Raw genomic sequence first — 16473 nt, forward strand, 5'->3', positions numbered from 1 at the left:
GGCAAGGCCTAACGGCCGACATGCTTGTCGAGGTGGCCGATCGGAAGAACGATCCCGAGGGCCTCATCACCAAGTACGTGCAGTTCGAGAGCTTCCGGCTCCTGCGCGAGCGCCACCTCCACGACATGTCGGGCACCCTGCAGGATCGGCTCAAGGTCCTGATGTGGTACCTCATCGACTACGTGGCGCATCGCAGCGCCAAGTACGAGATGCCCCTCTCGGCCGAGCAGATCCGGTTCCTCAACCAGCCGATGCCGATCGCGGGCGCGTCCCCGGCCGTGACCGTCGCCCTCTACAACTTCGTCGCGCGCGAACTGCCGAGCCACATCCGCCTCGACCAGCCCGACATCCTCAAGGAAGCGCTGTTCTGGTGGTGCACGCAGAAGGCGCCGATCTCGAAGCTCGACCGCTTCCTCGTCACCGACGAGCAGACGGCTCTGCTGCGCCTCGAAGAGAAGTGGCAAGGCCAGGAATACGCCTTCAACTACTTCATGGCGCGCAGCTTCGAGAACGACAAGGAGCTGCTCGGCCTCGATGGCGGCCGCACGGCCGACCGGGCGGCCTATTTCTATTACCTGCTGCTCAAGAGCTACACGCAGCCTCACATTCAGCGCCTGCTGCCGCAGGACACCATCCGCCGGGTGATGCGGCTCGACCAGGGCGGCGCCACGACCTTCGACCGCGTGCTGGCACAGCTCGCGCTGCCGCCCGGATCGGGAATCTCCGACGGCAAGGCCCTGCGCGAGCGCGGCGAGGCGTTGCTGCGCCAGGCCGAGATCGCGCCGCGGCACGGACCGGATCGCAGCGCGCCCTCGCGGGGATGCGGCGAGTACCTGATCCAGCGGCGTGACCTGTCGGGACCGCGCGAGGCCGGCCTGGCGCTGATCGGCCCGCTGCACCAGACCTCGGGCCTGGGCCAGGCGACCCGGCTATCCTACGAGATCCTCACCACGGCCGAGGCGGTGAAGCCGACCGCCCTGCCCTTCGGCCTCGACAACCCGGCGCCGGTCGGCTTCGCCACCGACCTCGCCATGGTGCCGTTCGACCGGCCGCGCGAGATCAATCTCATCCACCTCAATGCCGAGTCGATCCCGCTCGTCTTCGCCTTCGAGCAGGGCGAGATCCTGTCGGACGCCTACAATATCGGCTACTTCTTCTGGGAGCTCGACAAGCTGCCGAAGTGCCAGCGGCTCGGCCTCGAGCTGGTCGACGAGATCTGGGTCTCGTCCGAGTACAATCGCGAGATCTACGCCCGCAACACGTCGAAGCCGGTGATCAACGTCGGCATGGCGGTGGAGTCGCTGCCGGACGTGAAGCCGGCCTCCTTGAGCCAGTACGGGATCCCGGACGGCGGGACGGTGTTCCTGACCACGTTCGATTCGTTCTCTTTCATCGAGCGCAAGAACCCGATCGCCACCATCGAGGCGTTCCTCGCCGCGTTCCCGGACAAGCGCGAGAACGCGACCCTCATCGTCAAGACGCAGAACAGGACCCGCGTGCCCGACCCCTACCAGGTCGAGCTCTGGAAGCGCATCGATCAGCTGATCAAGCAGGATCCGCGGATCATCCTGATGAACGAGACGCTGCGCTACGGCGATCTGCTCGCCCTCAAGAAGGCCTGCGACTGCTACGTCTCGCTGCACCGGTCGGAGGGCTGGGGATTCGGCATGATCGAGGCGATGCAGCTCGGCTGCCCCGTCATCGCCACGGCCTATGGCGGCAACATGGATTTCTGCACCCCCGCGACGGCCTACCTCGTCGACTACGAGCTCGTGGGCGTGCGGACCGAGGAATACATCTTCGTCGAGCGCGGCAGCCAATGGGCGGATCCGAGCGTCGCGCAGGCGGCGGCGGCCATGCGTCAGGTCGCGACCGACAAGGCGGCCGCGCGGGCCAAGGGGCAGGAGGCGGCCCGGTTCGTCGCGGCGCATTTCAGCGTCCCGGCGATCGCCCGGCGCTACGGCCGGCGCCTGCAGGAGATCCGCGCCCGGGGAGCCGGGTCGGCCACCCTGCAGCGGGCCGTCTAGACCATCGCCCGATCGTGGTGCGGTCGGGCCACACTCTTGGTGCTTGATTTCGGTGCATTGTCTGCGACGAACCGGTATCCGTCTCGCCTGACGTCGCTCCAGGGCCGGGCGGTCGGTTCTCCTCTCCGGAGAATCCGGGCTCGGGGAGCGCGAAGAGATGGTATCTGGATGGTGCGCTGCGGCGCGGTCGCCCCGTTCGCGGCCGGTCCGGCCTGAGGGCATCGGAACACTCGACCGTATGGGGGGCGCGAGCGATCGGCGCCCCTGCTGAGATCGGCAGGAAAGTGAAGGTTATGGCAAAGAAGCGTGCTCTCATCACCGGCATCACGGGCCAGGACGGCGCCTATCTGGCCCAGCTGCTGCTCGAGAAGGGTTACGACGTCTTCGGTGTCGTACGGCGCTCCAGCCACGCGGGCGTCTTCGATCATCGCCTCAAGTGGCTCGGCATCGCATCCGACGTGCAGATCTTCGACGGCAACCTCACGGACCTGTCGAGCCTGCTGCGCATCGTCGAGGAGACGACGCCGGACGAGGTCTACAACCTCGCCGCCCAGTCCTTCGTGGCGGCGTCCTGGCAGCAGCCGCTGCTGACCGGCCAGGTCACGGGCCTCGGTGCCGCCGCCGTGCTCGAGAGCATCCGGACCCGGCAGCCGCAGGCCCGCTTCTACCAGGCCTCGACCTCCGAGATGTTCGGCCTGATCCAGGAGCCGATGCAGAGCGAGACGACGCCGTTCTATCCCCGCTCGCCCTACGGCATCGCGAAGCTCTACGCGCACTGGATGACGGTGAACTACCGCGAGAGCTTCGGCCTGCACGCGTCGAGCGGCATCCTGTTCAACCACGAGAGCCCGCTGCGCGGCACCGAGTTCGTGACCCGCAAGGTCACGGACGGCGTCGCCCGGATCAAGCTCGGCCTGGCCAAGGAGCTGCGCCTCGGCAACATCGACGTGAAGCGCGACTGGGGCCACGCCAAGGACTATGTCCGCGCAATGTGGCTGATGCTGCAACAGGAGACGCCGGACGATTACGTGATCGCGACCGGCCGGACGACGACGGTGCGCGACATGTGCGCGATCGCCTTCGACCATGTCGGCCTCAACCCGGACGATCACATCGTCATCGACCCGGCCCTGTTCCGGCCGGCCGAGGTCGAGGTGCTGCTCGGCAATCCCGGGAAGGCCAAGCGCGTGCTCGGCTGGAGCGCCGAGATCCCGCTCGAGACGATGATCCGGGAGATGGTCGACGCGGATCTGGCGCGCCTGCGCGTCGCCGTCTGAGACCGCGGCGCCCTCGAACGGACTCGTTCGACGGCGCTGGCTGAGCCCGAACAGGTCGGCGCCGATGCGCCGGACGCCTTCGCAGCGGCACGTCGCTGCGAAGGCGCGGCGTTCTATGCTGCGAAGAGTTCGGGCCGGCGCAGCTGCAGGGCCTGGAGCAGGACCAGGGTCTTCATGTCGCGCAGCTCGCCCGCCGCCGCGAGCCGGGCGAGCGCGTCGAGGCCGATCTCCTCGACGATCAGCCGCTCGCCCTCGGCCGCGAGGCCACCGCCCTCGGCGATCCGGTCGCCCTCGCTGTAGGGCGCCAGGTAGAGCCAGATCCGCTCCGAGGAGACGCTCGGCATCGCGTAGGCCTCGACCACCAGTTCGAGCGAGGACAGGCGCACGCCGGCCTCCTCCAGCGCCTCCTCCACGGCCGTGGCTTCGGGCGACTTCCGGTCGAGTCCGCCGGCGGGCACCTCGGCGATCGGCTCGGTCTCGCCCCAGTACAGCACGCCGACCCGGTCCTGGCGCACCAGCAGCGCGCAGCGCCGCTCCGGGTCGTAGGGCAGCACCCCGGCCGCGGCGCCGTGGTGCTCGAAGGCGCGATCGACGGTATCCCCGTGCGCGGTCCGGATCGTCGCGATCCCGAAGGTGTTCCAGCCCTGGTGCAGGACGCGCAGGCGGAAATGCTCGTTGTCGGTCATGCGCTCCCTCTGCACGCGGGCGTCCCGGGCCGCAAGCCGCCCGTCACGCCGGGAGGACGGTGATCTTCGCGGCCGGAATGCCCAGGGCCGAGAGCCTCGTCGCCGCCTCCCCGGTATCGACCAGCACGATGTCGATCGCGTGCTCGAAGGCCAGGATCAGGCGATCGGCGCGGGCGGGCCAGCCGGCGGGGTCCTGGTACACCGCGATTCGCGTCCCCTTGGCCCGCCACTCGGCCAGGAACGGCAACAGGCGCTCGGTCGTCACGAGGAGGGTGTCGAAGCCCGCCAGCGCGCCGCGGACGCTCCGCCATTCGGGATCGTCCGGGGGCGGCAGGTCGAAGCTCTGGCCGAAATAGCGGAAGGCCCCCGCCCCGCTCTCCGGCCAGTCCAGAAGCTCGAGATGCGTCGCACCGGACGGCACGGCGACCAGGCCGGGACCGCGTCCCCCGAGGACGAGGTGGATGTCGGCCGGTGCGCTCCCGGTCGCGCGCAGGAAGCGCGCGGCGGTCCTGACCGCTTCTCCCGGATCGTCCGCCGTGGCGACGGCCAGGCAGGGCCGGTCGGGACGGCGCGCCAGGTTCGAGAGCGGGGCGCCGCCGATCTCCCGGCGCAGCGCCTCGACGATCCCGCGGGCATCGGGCAGGGTCCGCAGCTGCCAGTGCCAGCGCTGCGGCGGCTCCCAGCGCGAGACCTCCTGGCGGCACGTGGCGAGCGTGGCGCGCAGGGCCTCGAGCGCGCGGCCCGGCGCCGGAGCGCCGTCGGGCCGGGCGAGCGCCACGATCGCCGCGCCGGCCGCGGGATCGCCCGGCGGATCCGCGGCGTCGGAGGCCGGCAGCCGGTGGCCGGCTACGGCGGCCGCCGCGATCCCGGTGGCGAGGAGGACAAGGTGGGCTTCCCCCTCCCCTTCCGCGGGCCGGACCGCGATGGAATCGCCCGCCTCGAGACGCAGGACGGCCGCTCCTCCCGCCGCATCCGCGGCGGCCTCGAGGTGGCGCAGGGCGGTCTGCAGCACCTTGGCCCGAGTGAGCGCGGCGACGACGGCACGCTCGCCCCACAGGAGATAGGGAGGAAGCGATGCGTGCTCGGGCTCGGCGAGGGTGCGCCACAGCAAGGCGGCGAGTTCCGTCCCGGGCACCGGCTCGGCCGGTGCCATGGCATCGGTGAACCGCGTGATCACCTCGTCCACCAGCCCGTAGCGGGGATGATGCTGCTGCTCGGCGGCGAGCAGCACCCGCGCGGCGAACAGGTCCGGGTGGCGTCGCCGCAGGCTTTCGAGGAGCAGGGGCCGCTGCCGGGCCGCGTTGCGCACCATGCTCTCGGGCCGGTAGCGGTAATCGAGGCCCATGCCGGGCACGCAGCGGCCGCGAAAGCCGCGCGACCAGGCTCCGAGCCAGAAGTCCCAATCTTCGAAGCCGTCGCGCAACGTCTCGTCGTAGCGCAGGCCGGCATCGAACACCCGGCGGTGGACCAGGGAGCTCGCATCCATGAAGCTGCCCTGGAACACGACGTGGAGCGGAGAGACCGGCACCGCGGCATGTCCCGAGAGGGTGATGCCGAACTTGTTGATCTGGGGAAAGACCCAGCTCACCGTCGCGTCCCGCGCGAGCACGTCGTAGCCCCGCGCCAGCGCGCCTGCGGCCAGGCGGTTATCGGCATCGAGCATGGCGATCGCCGTGAGGTCGGGCCATTGTGCCAGGGCGGCGTCGATCCCGGCATTGCGGGCGGCGCTGAGGCCGCGATTCTCGGTGCGCAGGTAGATCACGCGCGGATCGGACAGGGCGGAGGCGAGGCCGAGGGCATGGGTGTCCGGCAGGGGGCAGCCGTCGTTGACGATGACGACGCGGCAGGCGACCTCGCCGTCCTGGTCGAGCGCCGAGGCGACCGCCTCGACCAGGAATTGCGGCTGGCGGAAGACCGGGATGACGACGGCGATGCGAGGACCGGTCGTCGGCGCGCCGCTACGGGCCGGGCGAGGCGTCCTCACAAGTAGGCCTGCAGCTGAGCGATCACGATCCAGACCGCGTCGTCGGTGTCCTGGGCCGGCGGCTCCGAGGCGATCAGCAGGTCGCGCGGCTCGGCGAGCGGCTCGGCGAACAGGATCGAGACCTCCTGGAGGGTCTCGCCGTCGAGCGTCACCTGCCGCCAGAGCGCCGGGTCGGGCTCGGCCTCCGGGGCAAGCCCGGGCTCGTCGACCCCGAACCAGGCCGCGTGGGTGCGCGGCACGCCCGCCTGCACCCGGGCCCGCAGCAGGACGCCGCGCGCGCCGGCCGGGCAGCCGCCGGGAATGCGTCCCTGCCGGCCGGCGCGGCAGAGGGCGGCGTCGTGCCTGCTCATGAAGATGGCGTCCGGGACCGTCCCTTCCGGCGGCGGCGGCTCGGAGACGATTCCGGCCAGGACCTCGCGCGGGACGGCGCGAAGCGCGAAGGGCGCCGGCACCAGCTCGGCCGGGTCCGGCGTGACGGTCCCGGGCGGGTGCGGCGGCGTGGTGCCGGGCAGAGCCGAGAAGATTCTGAGCGCCAGGGAATGGGGAGCGACGCTCTCGCCGGTCGCCTCGTCGCTGAGCTGCGCCGGGACGAGCGCCTGGTGGCCGCCGAGGGCGAGGTTGGCGCAGCCGATATCCGCCGAGGCCGAATCGACCACCAGCGCGAGCGTGCGCGTCATCCCGTCGAGCGCGCGCGGCAGCCCCAGGCGGACCCAGCCGTCCTCCCGCGGGCTCGCCACCCGCCACTGGGCGAGCGTAGCACCGTCCTCGAGGGCGACGAGCCGGACCCGGAGCGGGGCGAGGGGCCGCTCGCTCGCCGCCACGGCGAGCGCGACCCCCGCCACGCCCGTGCTCGCGACGGGCAGCAGCTGGCGCAGAGCCGCCCCCGGCGTGAGCTCGATCTGGGTCTCGAAATCCGGGTCGCCCGTGGCGAAGACGCAGACGAGGCGCGCGAGCCCGACATCGCCGATGAAGCGGTCGAGGTCCGCGCGGATCGTCGCCAGGGTCTCGACCTCGCCCCGCAGGACCGCGACCTGGCGGGCATAGCTGCTCGCGACCTCGGCCAGGGCCTCCGCCTCGGCGGCGAGGCGCGCGAGGAGGACGCGCATCAGCGCCGCCGCCTCCCCATCGACCTGCATCACCGCCGGCAGGTCGGCCGCGCCCTGCCGCACGAGCCAATCCCGAACCTGCTGCATGAGCGCGAGGCTCGCCGCGGTCGCGAACAGCCCGAGACAGGCGGAGGGCGGGAGCGACGTCGTCAGTTCGCGCCCGTCCCCGCCCCGGTAGACCAGCCGGTCCTGGACGAGGCCGACGACCTCGATCCGCACCACGCCGGCCGGCACCTCGGCCTCGCGCCACGGCACGTCGCCGGCGACCAGGGCACACAGGACGGGCAAGGGACGGTACGGCGGGAGATGGGGCGTCACGGACACGCTTCCTCGGGGGGGCCGGCCGACGCCACCGCCGCTAGGCGCGGAGGCGGCACCGGGCTTCCGGTCATGCGACATCGCCCGCGGCGAAGCGAGACCCGCTTCGTCGGGCCGCGGGTTCGGGGCGGGTGAGAGAGGGCGATCCTCACGACGCATAGGCTCCCGCGCGGCCGGTCGGCACGGCGTCCATGACGCGCCGCCACAGGTCACGGCACTCCGCGCTGGTCACGCCCCGCCAGTCGACCTCGCTCGGGGCCCGCCCCTCGGCGATACTCTGGCCGATGCTGCGCCGCCCGGTGAGCTGACCGTTCCAGAGAGCGGAGGCGAGGTCCGGCAGGTCCGCGCGCAGGAGGCGCAGCTCGGGCGCCTCGCGCCCGAGGCGGCGCGGCGGGACGTCGGTCGGAACGATCAGGAAGGGCTTCTCCGCCTCCCGCACCGCCTCGACGGTCGTGCGCAAGGCCCAGCGGTCGGCGGCGTCGCACTTCGTCGGGATGATGACGAGGTCGGCCGCCTCGACCGCGGCCCGTCCCATCGCGCTGTACCCCGCCGGGGTGTCGATGAGGCAGAAATCGATGCCGTGGCGGCGGGCGGCGCCGACCAGGTCGGTCAGGCGCGCGGTCGAATCGATCGTCACCACGGCGGGCTGAGCCAGCGCCCGCCGCGAGGCCCAGGCGAAGGCGGTGTTCTGGCCCTCGTCGGTGTCGATGAGGACGACCCGCAGCCGCGCATGGGCGAACAGCGACGCGAGCAGGATGCTGACGGTGCTCTTGCCGGCGCCGCCCTTATGTGCGGCCACGGTCAGGACGTGCATGGCGGTTCGGAGCGTTGTCCGATGAAACGAGGCCGCCCGATCGGAGCCCGCCGCCACGCCGTCACGGCTCGGCCCGCGCCGCCGCCCGCCGGGCCTGGATGCGGCGCTGGAGCGAGGCCTTCGCGTTCTCGGAGATCTCCTGCTCGCTCGCGCTCAGCGGGTCGCAGACGGCGTGCAGGCGCGTCCGGTCGTCCTCGCCGCTCTCCGGGCCCTCGGCGATGATCTTGCGCCAAGCGCACGCGATGATCTCGGAGCGCGGCAGCGGCGGGCACCCATCGACGTAGCAGGACGCGAGGGTGCGACGGCTGTCGAGATCGCCCGCGATGGCGTTCATCGTCAGGGCAGCCGTATCGTCCTCGGCGCGCCGGGCCTGGAAGGCGTGGTTGATGATGTAGCCGGTGCCGACGACCGAGAGCAGCGCCGCGCACAAGGCCAGCACGTTGATCACGATGTTCGCGGATCGCGAGTCGACATTCATCACGCAAACCTGACCTGGATCAGAGTGGCCACCGCGACGGCCGGCCCCGCGAAGGATTGCGCCTCGTCACCGCTCTCGCACGGCGGATACTCTTCTGCACGAGGCCTTGTCCTGGTGCAAGCCGGCGGACCGGCCGGGACAGGACTGAGCGGCACCCCGACCGGCCGGTCGGCCCGAGGGCGGGCGACCGGCCGGAACGCAGCGCGCGATCGCGCGCGAGAGGCCGGCCGGCCTCGGCTCACCACTCGTCAAGCTTCACGACCTCCTACCGGTCAGGCTTCATGATTCCCTAATTTCCAAGATCGTTTTCGAGACGTTAGCAGCAAACATTCGTTCAGTTTACGGCATGTGAAGTTTACATTCTCATTTAGATCTAATTCATATTGCCATTTGGTGAGGTTAATCAGATCCTGAGTTGGGGTTTTATTCAGGATGTGGCCTGGTGCCATTCGCTTAACTTTAGATCTCAACCTGTTGGACAGCCGATACCGGCATTTTGCTCTCAACTTCTTCGGAGCAGAACGATGTCGAACCCCACCACCTGGTCCACCCTCGCGAATGTCCTGTCGGCCAAGACCATCGCGCCGGCCACGGCCGATCAGGCGATGTGGAACCTCCAGAACGGCGCGGTCGGCCTCAACGCGACGAACGCCTGGAAGCAGGCGACCGGCGCCGGCGTGAACATCGGGATCTTCGACGACAACGGGCAGCACGCGACGGCGGTGTCGGGCCTCCTCGGCGCCAGGCCGTCGGCCACCGCGCCGATCGGCGTGGCCTACGAGGCCAGCCTGACGGGCTTCCAGGTGATCGGCGTCTCCGGCAGCAAGGTCGCCGCCGCCATGGCGAACGCCGTCAACTTCGACGTCACCAACAATTCCTGGGGCTGGGACGCCGCTCTCTACGTCAACCGCGCGCAGGCCGCCTGGTCGCCGTTCTTCGCCGCCCTGTCGAACGCCGCCGAGCACGGCCGCGGCGGGTTGGGCACCACGCAGGTCGTGGCGGCGGGCAACAGCCGGGCGACCGGCGGCGACACCAACCTGTCGAACTTCTCCAACGACCGTCACGTCGTCACCGTCGCGGCGGTGACCTCCGAGGGCTCCGTCGCGAGCTACTCGAATGGCGGCGCCTCGGTGCTGGTCGCGGCCCCCTCGAGCGGCGGCGCACGCTCCCTCACCACCACCGACCTCGCCGGCACCGCCGGCTACTCGGCAGGCGACACCACGACCCTGTTCGGCGGCACCTCGGCCGCCGCCCCGCAGATCAGCGGCGTGGCCGCCCTGATGCTGCAGGCCAACCCGAATCTCGGCTGGCGCGACGTGAAGACCATCCTGGCCTACGCCGCCGAGCAGCCTGGTGCCATCGCCACGACCACGAACGGCGCGGACCACTGGAACGGCGGCGGCCTGAAATTCTCCAACGATACCGGCTTCGGCGTCGTCGATGCCCGCACCGCCGTGCGCCTGGCCGAGACCTGGACCGGCCAGAACACCTCGGCGAACGAACTCAACCTCAGCGTCACGGCGTCCCAGACGAAGACCCTGAGCGCGGGATCGAGCATCAGCTACACCTTCACCGTCGGCCAGGCGATCAACGTCGAGACCGCCGAGATCACCCTGCAGGGCACGCACGCCAAGGTCGGCGACCTCACGGTGCAGCTGGTCTCGCCGGACGGCACGGTCAGCACGCTGCTCGACCATGACGGCGGCAACACGGCCTTCCAGTCCTTCACCTTCAACTCGAACGCATTCCTGAGCGAGGGCGGCGCGGGGCAGTGGACCCTGCAGATCAGCGAGGGGGCGGGCGCCGCCACCGGAACCTTCACCGGCGCTACGCTCGCGCTGCACGGCGCCGACGCCGCCCTGGCCAACGACGTCTTCGTGTTCACGGACGCCTACGGCACGCTGGGCTCAGGACGGGACGTGATCCACGCCAATTCGGGCCACGCGGTGATCAACGCCGCCGCGACGACGACCAACGACGTCATCGACCTGCATGCCGGCGCGACCTCGACGATCGCCGGGCACGCGATGACGCTCAGCGCCGACAGCGTCGTCACGACGGCCTATGCCGGCGACGGCAACGTCACGCTCATCGCGAACGAACACGGCAACACGCTGGTCGGCGGCCACGGCGCCACCACCTTCGTCGGCGGGGCGGCCAACGACGTCTTCGTGAGCGGCAGCGGCAACAGCGTCGTCACCGGCGGCGGCGGCCAGGACCGGGTCGTGGAGGCGGGCAACTACAAGGATTGGAGCTTCCTCAAGCAGGCCGACAATTCCTGGCACCTGTCCCGCGGCGACAAGACCGACGTCATCAGCGGCGTCGAGCAGGTGCAGTTCAACGACAAAACCGTCCTGATCGACACCCAGGGCAACGCCAGCTCGGCGGCCCTGCTCTACGGGGCGGCGTTCGACCGGGCGCCCGATATCGGGGGGCTCGTCAACTGGACGAACGTGCTCGATACCGGCGCGAGCCTCAAGTTCGTGGCGGATCATTTCATCAATTCGCAGGAATTCATCCAGAACTACGGCACCACCAGCAGCAACGTCGCCTTCGTGACCGACCTCTACGAGAATGCCCTGCACCGGGCGCCGGACGCGCCGGGTCTCGCCGACTGGACGGAGGCTCTGGATCACAACGCGCTCAACCGGGCGGAAGTGCTGATCGGCTTCGCCCTCAGCCCGGAGAACCAGAACAACCACAGCGACACGTTCCACCACGGCCTCGTCCTGGCCTGAGGCCCGAAACGACCGGGCATGGAGGGCCCGTCCAGGGCCCTCCCGCCATCCCTCGCGGTACGGTCCATCCTCCGATCCCCGGCGGCCCGCGACGCTCCCGGTCTCCGCGGCACCGAGCCCCGGAGAGCGGGAGCGTCGCGGCTTTTGCCGGTCCGGTCCCGCGCGCGACGGGCCGGGCGCGCTCCTCGAGGAGGTCTCGGGCCCGTGGGCTCGACCGTCCGTCGATGCTCACGCCGCCGCTTCCTGTGGCCGGCCCCCGCCGGCGCGGCCGCGGATCTCGGCGGCACCGGTCGAGGCGCTTCCCGCCCGGCTCGGCGCAGGCTGGTCGCGGCACGAGGTCGTCGTCGGACCGCGCGGTCGACCATCGGCCTGGATCGGTGAATCGGGTTGTCGAGGCCTTCGTGGCCGGCCCCCGTCAGCCGCTCGTGCCGGCCTCCGCCACCTGGAGGGACGCCAGGAGATCGAGCTGGATGTCGCCCTTCTCGGCGGCCGTCGGGAGGGCGTGCTTGTAGTGGTAGCGGCGCACCTTCATGCGGCCGCTTCCGAGTTCCTCGATCGTGTAGTGGCGAAGTCCTCCCGACTTGACCATGTCGTCGAACGCTTGCCGGCAATCCTTGCGAAACTGCGAGCGTCGCGCGTTGGTGTCGTCGGCTCCGAACAGATCGTAGGAGATCAGCGACGCCAGCATCGTCTCGTCGATGTAGACATGCGTCGGGTTGGAATCGATGAACGGCCAGAAGCTCTTCGCGTATTCGCTCTTGAGCGCGAACTGCACCTCCGCATTGAGCGAGACCATGGCACGGGTGCGGAAGGCAGTCATGACGGTCCGGCCCCAGCGGACCCTGACCTTGCTGTCGAGCCGCACGCCGTCCCATTCGACGCCGTCGATGACGCCCGTGATCTGGCCACGGCCGTGCGGCACCCGGCCCGCCGCGAGCCTGCGCATGACCTCATCGGGATCGCCGTCATAGATCGTCATCGTGATGCTGCGGAGTTCCTCCATGACGTGCACCATCGTCATGACGTTGTTGACGTGCTGCGTCTTGCCCATCGTCAGCAGCAGATCGCGCCAGGACACGACGCTCTCGATGACGTCGATATGCGTGGATACGCCGTCGAGCGTGCCGTTGCCGGGAGCGAGGGGGTTGCGAACCCGGCTGTTGGCGAGCTTACTCTTGAGCCGGAAGAGCGCGTAGATCATGTCGCGGTGGACGGAGCCGAGCTCGCCGCCCTTCACGAGCACGACGGAGTGCCCGGGAACATGAAAGACGCGCTCGATATTCGCGTTCACGGTGCCATAGCGCCGCGGCGCGAAAGCCGAGGTGCGCGTCAGCCGTGCCGGCACCGCGGAGGGATCCTTGCGACCACGCCGGTTGAGCCTCGTCCGCTTGTCGCGCGCGAGCCGCTTCTCTTCCGCCTCGGTCAGCTTCCGATCGTTGTCCAGCTGGTTTTGCATGGCCCCTCCGGCGCCGACAGAGAACACCGAGTCACGAACAGAATTCAAGCGGCAGGAATCGCAGCCCCATGAAATGTGGCGAGTCGAGCCTGTTCAAAACCTGTGTGCGGCCTGTGGAGTTGTGGATAATCTCCAGACTAGCGGGAATCGCGGCCCCGGAATCCGGAACCGCAACCCCAGGACCGGGAACCGCAGCCCCGCGAACCGGAATGGCGGCCCCGCGAACGGCTTGCAAGTTATTGGAATCATTAGGGTGACTCCGTAGACTGTTAAATCGACAAAGAATCGACGAATAGTCGACAGGCTTATCCACAGCCACCTGTCGAAGGCCGCGCTCCATGACAGGCGGCACTTGGGCTGCCGAAGGGTGGCGGATCCGTGGATTTCGAGGAAAACCGCTTTTCACACAAAGGCTAAGACCGGAATCAAAGCCCCACGCACCCGAAGTCGGAGTGGCGACGGCCTCGCATATCGGGGGCGCTTCAAGCTGAAAAGACGCGGTCTGTCAGATCGTTGGCCGGGAAACGCAGCCCCACGACCAGTTCGGCAAGCCGGTGGCGCACCGATCCCGCTGAGACGAGGCGGTCTTCTTGATGACTCAATCGGTTAGGACCACGACGCGTGGACAGGCATCTCGGGAGCGACACGGCATCGAGCCGCGATTGGCGGAACGGCAGCCCCACGAACGGCGCGTGACCCCACACTTCCCCGGTGGATGGATCCGCCGCACAGGAACCGGGACAAGTCCGATCGGTTGCTGGACTCGCTGACGGGAATCGGAAATTCAAGATTCGGCGGGGAGGCAGGGCGGAACGAGAAGACGGGAATTGCTCCCCCACGAAGGGATCGCGGACCGATGGAGACGTGGTCTTCCCGCCGCATCGGGGGATTGGGGGTCGTCCCTGCGAGGAAAGCCCAGGGCTGGCGGCGTCCACGAGCGAGGCGCGGCCGGACCGAAGGTCCGTCGGATCATCCGATCTCGCGGTGACGGCGTAAGTCATTGATGATGCTGGTGGCGCGCGGGAGCAGCAGCCCCACGATCATCGCAGGAGGCGATGGCAAGGATCCGGCTGCGCCGGACGCGAACCGAGACGGCCCCGCGGCTCCCCGAGCGGCGATCTGAGGCAGCGTGGTGCATCGGGAATGACAGCCCCACCACCCGCGAGCAACGTCGTGGCCACCATGCCGATCGGTGCACGGAATGGTCTCGCGAGAGATGACGCCGGACCCGAGCCGATAGTCGTAAAGCATTGTCAGGTCATGATTTTGTTCGGAACGACAGCCCCACGAACCGCCCCTCCCGACTGTGAGCGCACCGCATGGCAGCTTTCGGATGCGGCACAGCCGGCACCCTGCCAGGCGCGACCGCCGTTCTTGTCCGCCGAGAGGGGGCTGGCACATTCGGAAGCGTGCGACCGGCCCGCGGGCGGGAATGATGGCCCCACAACCTGCCACCCGGACCGGCTCTCGGGATAAGCCGTTGCTATCATTGACATTATCTGGGAGCGGGAGCCCCACGAATGCTCCTGGACGCTGGCGCGTCCGCTACCGGGCATGACGCAGACCGTCCGCTCACGTTGCTCAGGCGAGGAGATCGGAAATGCCCCCCACAGACGGAGAGAGCGGGAATGGCAGCCCCAGGAATAGCGGCCCCATGAACCCACGCCTATGAACCCTTGCCCCGCCTCCGCGCGTCCGGCAGCGCGAGCGTCGGACGGCCCTTTTTCCGGAAGCGAATCCATTGGCAGCCGATTCCGGGAGGGGCGGAATAGCAGCCCCACGAAGGACCGTCGGCGCCGCCTTGCCGACGCGGTCAGACGCGCGCTGGGGCCCGCTCCCGGACGCCCGCGCATAGGGGCCTCTGCCCTGCCGCCGATCGCCGGACGCGACACGGCGCCCGCTATATTATTAGTGAATGGATAGTAATATTTATGAATTGGAACCTGTTTCGAACTGGTTCCATCGAACAGCCGGCTCGAACGATCTCACCGTTCAGAACCACCCCTTCAGCTTGAAGTAGACCGCCGGCGCGAGCGCACTTGCGGCGATCACCGCGAGCCCGAACGGATAGCCGAATGTCCAATCCAGCTCCGGCATGTGCTTGAAGTTCATGCCGTAGACCGAGGCCATCAGGGTCGGCGGGATGCCGATGACCGAGACCACGGTCAGCACCCGGAAGGTGTTGTTCTGCTCCATGTTGATGAGGCCCAGGGTGGCGTCGAGCAGGAACTGGACGGTCTCGGACAGGCGCGTCTCGAACTCGTCGAGGGAGGCGACGTCAAGGCGCAGGCTCTCGAAGCGGGCCTTCTCCTCGGGCTTCAGCCAGGCTTCGGCCTCGCCGGCGACGTAAGGGAGGATGCGGCCGAGGCCGAGCAGCGAGGCGCGCAGCTTCGCCAGCGCCTTGCCGCGCCGGCCGATGGCGCGCAGGAGGCGCCGCAGGGCGAGGTCGCGCCGTTTCGGCGCCGCCCCCTCGCGCCGTCCGTTGCCGTTGGCGCTGGTGTCGAAGGTGAAGATCCGGGTCGAGAGCGAATCGAGCTCGTCGCTCATCGTCTCAAGGGTATCGGCCATGCGGTCGATCAGTTCCTCGTTGAGCGCCAGGAACGTCTCGACGCTGGAGGCCGGCCCGTCCCGCTCGGCCTGACGCGCCTTCACGGTGTCGAAGGCGGCGAGCGGCTGGAATCGGACGGTGAGAAGCCGCTCCGGCGTCAGCACGAAGCCGAGGGGGCGCAAGGTGAGGTCGTCGTCGCGGAACGAGACCATCGGGGTGCTGAGATAGAACGCGTCCTTGCGCCGGTTGAGCCGGCGCGAGTTCTGCACCTCGCTGAGGGCCGCCCGGGACGGGACCCGGAGCCCGGTCGCGGCCTCCGCCAGCGCGGTCTCGGCCTCGCTCGGATTCTCGAGATCGAGCCAGGTGCCGTGGCTCGGCAGGGGTTGGGCCGTGCAGGCGTGCCCCTCGGCGACCACACCCTCGGCACCGTGCAGGGTCATCATGGCAGGGTCACCATGGCAGCGTGTTCATGACCGGATGGGCTCCTGCGCGACGGGGACCCCGTCCGATTGTGCCGCGTACGCCACAGGCCAGCGCCTTGACTCGGTCGCGCGGCCCGATTATCTCCACGCCTGCCTTAGCACTCACCTCACGAGAGTGCTAATGCCCGGGTTGGGCCGGTGGCTTCGGCGCCAGCACCAACCGCAATGCGTTCTGCGAAGCAAGAGGGCAGCACATGCAATTCCGTCCGCTGCACGACCGTGTCGTCGTCCGTCGCATCGAGAGCGAGGAGAAGACCAAGGGCGGCATCATCATCCCGGACACCGCCAAGGAGAAGCCGCAAGAGGGCGAGATCGTCGCCGTCGGCCCCGGCGCCCGCGACGAGTCCGGCAAGCTGAACCCCCTCGACGTCAAGGCCGGCGACCGCGTCCTGTTCGGCAAGTGGTCCGGCACCGAGGTCAAGATCGACGGCAAGGACCTCCTCATCATGAAGGAGTCCGACATCATGGGCGTGCTGGCGTAATCGCCACCCCCTGATCGCCCTGCAAGCCTGACGGCGGCGCCCCGACCGGGAGCTGACGCCGGACGGCTTTCCCCTGC

11 protein-coding genes are annotated in these 16473 nt (G+C 69.3%); 4 read left to right on the forward strand and 7 right to left on the reverse strand.

The annotated features are described in order from the left end of the window. Nucleotides 1-32 precede the first annotated feature (32 nt). Together VQ03_RS20125 and VQ03_RS20130 are read left to right on the forward strand one after the other, a co-directional pair. Nucleotides 33-2027: a glycosyltransferase family 4 protein gene (locus tag VQ03_RS20125; RefSeq protein ID WP_245292145.1), complete on the forward strand. Its 1995-nt coding sequence runs from the start codon at nt 33-35 to the stop codon at nt 2025-2027. Between the two features lie 293 nt (nt 2028-2320). Continuing rightward, nucleotides 2321-3304 carry a GDP-mannose 4,6-dehydratase gene (locus tag VQ03_RS20130; RefSeq protein WP_048452685.1) on the forward strand — a complete coding sequence of 328 codons (984 nt, stop codon included), beginning with the start codon at nt 2321-2323 and terminating at the stop codon, nt 3302-3304. 113 nt (nt 3305-3417) lie between these two features. On the opposite strand, the gene VQ03_RS20135 is transcribed toward VQ03_RS20130, so the two are convergent. The 5 genes from VQ03_RS20135 to VQ03_RS20155 all read right to left on the reverse strand — a co-directional run bounded on the left by VQ03_RS20135 (nt 3418) and on the right by VQ03_RS20155 (nt 8690). Further along, nucleotides 3418-3990, reverse strand: coding sequence for an NUDIX domain-containing protein (locus VQ03_RS20135; protein WP_048452686.1), 573 nt, complete (start codon nt 3988-3990; stop codon nt 3418-3420). Nucleotides 3991-4033: 43 nt separating this feature from the next. After that, nucleotides 4034-5974, reverse strand: a complete 1941-nt coding sequence (locus VQ03_RS33180) for a glycosyltransferase family A protein (RefSeq protein WP_048452687.1) — start codon at nt 5972-5974, stop codon at nt 4034-4036. Next, nucleotides 5971-7398, reverse strand: coding sequence for a DUF6212 domain-containing protein (locus VQ03_RS33860; protein WP_048452688.1), 1428 nt, complete (start codon nt 7396-7398; stop codon nt 5971-5973). The genes VQ03_RS33180 and VQ03_RS33860 overlap by 4 nt, the downstream gene beginning before the upstream one ends. Before the next feature lie 148 nt (nt 7399-7546). After that, the gene (locus VQ03_RS20150; protein WP_048452689.1) at nt 7547-8212 is read right to left on the reverse strand and encodes a ParA family protein; all 666 of its coding nucleotides are present in this window, start codon (nt 8210-8212) and stop codon (nt 7547-7549) included. Between the two features lie 61 nt (nt 8213-8273). Continuing rightward, on the reverse strand, nt 8274-8690 hold the full coding sequence (locus VQ03_RS20155) for a hypothetical protein (protein ID WP_048452690.1): 417 nt from the start codon (nt 8688-8690) through the stop codon (nt 8274-8276). A gap of 524 nt (nt 8691-9214) precedes the next feature. Here VQ03_RS20155 and VQ03_RS20160 point away from each other — a divergent pair. After that, a complete protein-coding gene (locus VQ03_RS20160) occupies nt 9215-11428 on the forward strand; it encodes a DUF4214 domain-containing protein (RefSeq protein ID WP_053078670.1) in 2214 nt (737 codons plus the stop codon). Nucleotides 11429-11843: 415 nt separating this feature from the next. On the opposite strand, the gene VQ03_RS20165 is transcribed toward VQ03_RS20160, so the two are convergent. Together VQ03_RS20165 and VQ03_RS20170 are read right to left on the reverse strand one after the other, a co-directional pair. Next, complete coding sequence (locus tag VQ03_RS20165) at nt 11844-12884, reverse strand: hypothetical protein (RefSeq protein WP_048452691.1); 1041 nt, start codon at nt 12882-12884, stop codon at nt 11844-11846. A gap of 1992 nt (nt 12885-14876) precedes the next feature. Further along, nucleotides 14877-15875 carry a magnesium transporter CorA family protein gene (locus VQ03_RS20170; RefSeq protein ID WP_048452692.1) on the reverse strand — a complete coding sequence of 333 codons (999 nt, stop codon included), beginning with the start codon at nt 15873-15875 and terminating at the stop codon, nt 14877-14879. A gap of 233 nt (nt 15876-16108) precedes the next feature. Between VQ03_RS20170 and groES the strand changes: the two genes are divergently transcribed. After that, a complete protein-coding gene (gene groES / locus VQ03_RS20175) occupies nt 16109-16396 on the forward strand; it encodes a co-chaperone GroES (protein WP_048433003.1) in 288 nt (95 codons plus the stop codon). Nucleotides 16397-16473: the final 77 nt, after the last annotated feature.

Origin of the sequence: Methylobacterium tarhaniae (assembly GCF_001043955.1) — a bacterium.
GTDB lineage: Bacteria > Pseudomonadota > Alphaproteobacteria > Rhizobiales > Beijerinckiaceae > Methylobacterium > Methylobacterium tarhaniae.

Excerpts from the sequence above, each read along its gene's own strand:
- VQ03_RS20130 (WP_048452685.1), top strand. The coding sequence starts at position 2,321 with ATGGCAAAGAAGCGTGCTCTCATCACCGGCATCACGGGCCAGGACGGC.
- VQ03_RS20135 (WP_048452686.1), bottom strand. The coding sequence starts at position 3,990 with ATGACCGACAACGAGCATTTCCGCCTGCGCGTCCTGCACCAGGGCTGG.
- VQ03_RS20150 (WP_048452689.1), bottom strand. The coding sequence starts at position 8,212 with ATGCACGTCCTGACCGTGGCCGCACATAAGGGCGGCGCCGGCAAGAGC.
- VQ03_RS20155 (WP_048452690.1), bottom strand. The coding sequence starts at position 8,690 with ATGAATGTCGACTCGCGATCCGCGAACATCGTGATCAACGTGCTGGCC.
- VQ03_RS20160 (WP_053078670.1), top strand. The coding sequence starts at position 9,215 with ATGTCGAACCCCACCACCTGGTCCACCCTCGCGAATGTCCTGTCGGCC.
- VQ03_RS20165 (WP_048452691.1), bottom strand. The coding sequence starts at position 12,884 with ATGCAAAACCAGCTGGACAACGATCGGAAGCTGACCGAGGCGGAAGAG.
- VQ03_RS20170 (WP_048452692.1), bottom strand. The coding sequence starts at position 15,875 with ATGATGACCCTGCACGGTGCCGAGGGTGTGGTCGCCGAGGGGCACGCC.
- groES (WP_048433003.1), top strand. The coding sequence starts at position 16,109 with ATGCAATTCCGTCCGCTGCACGACCGTGTCGTCGTCCGTCGCATCGAG.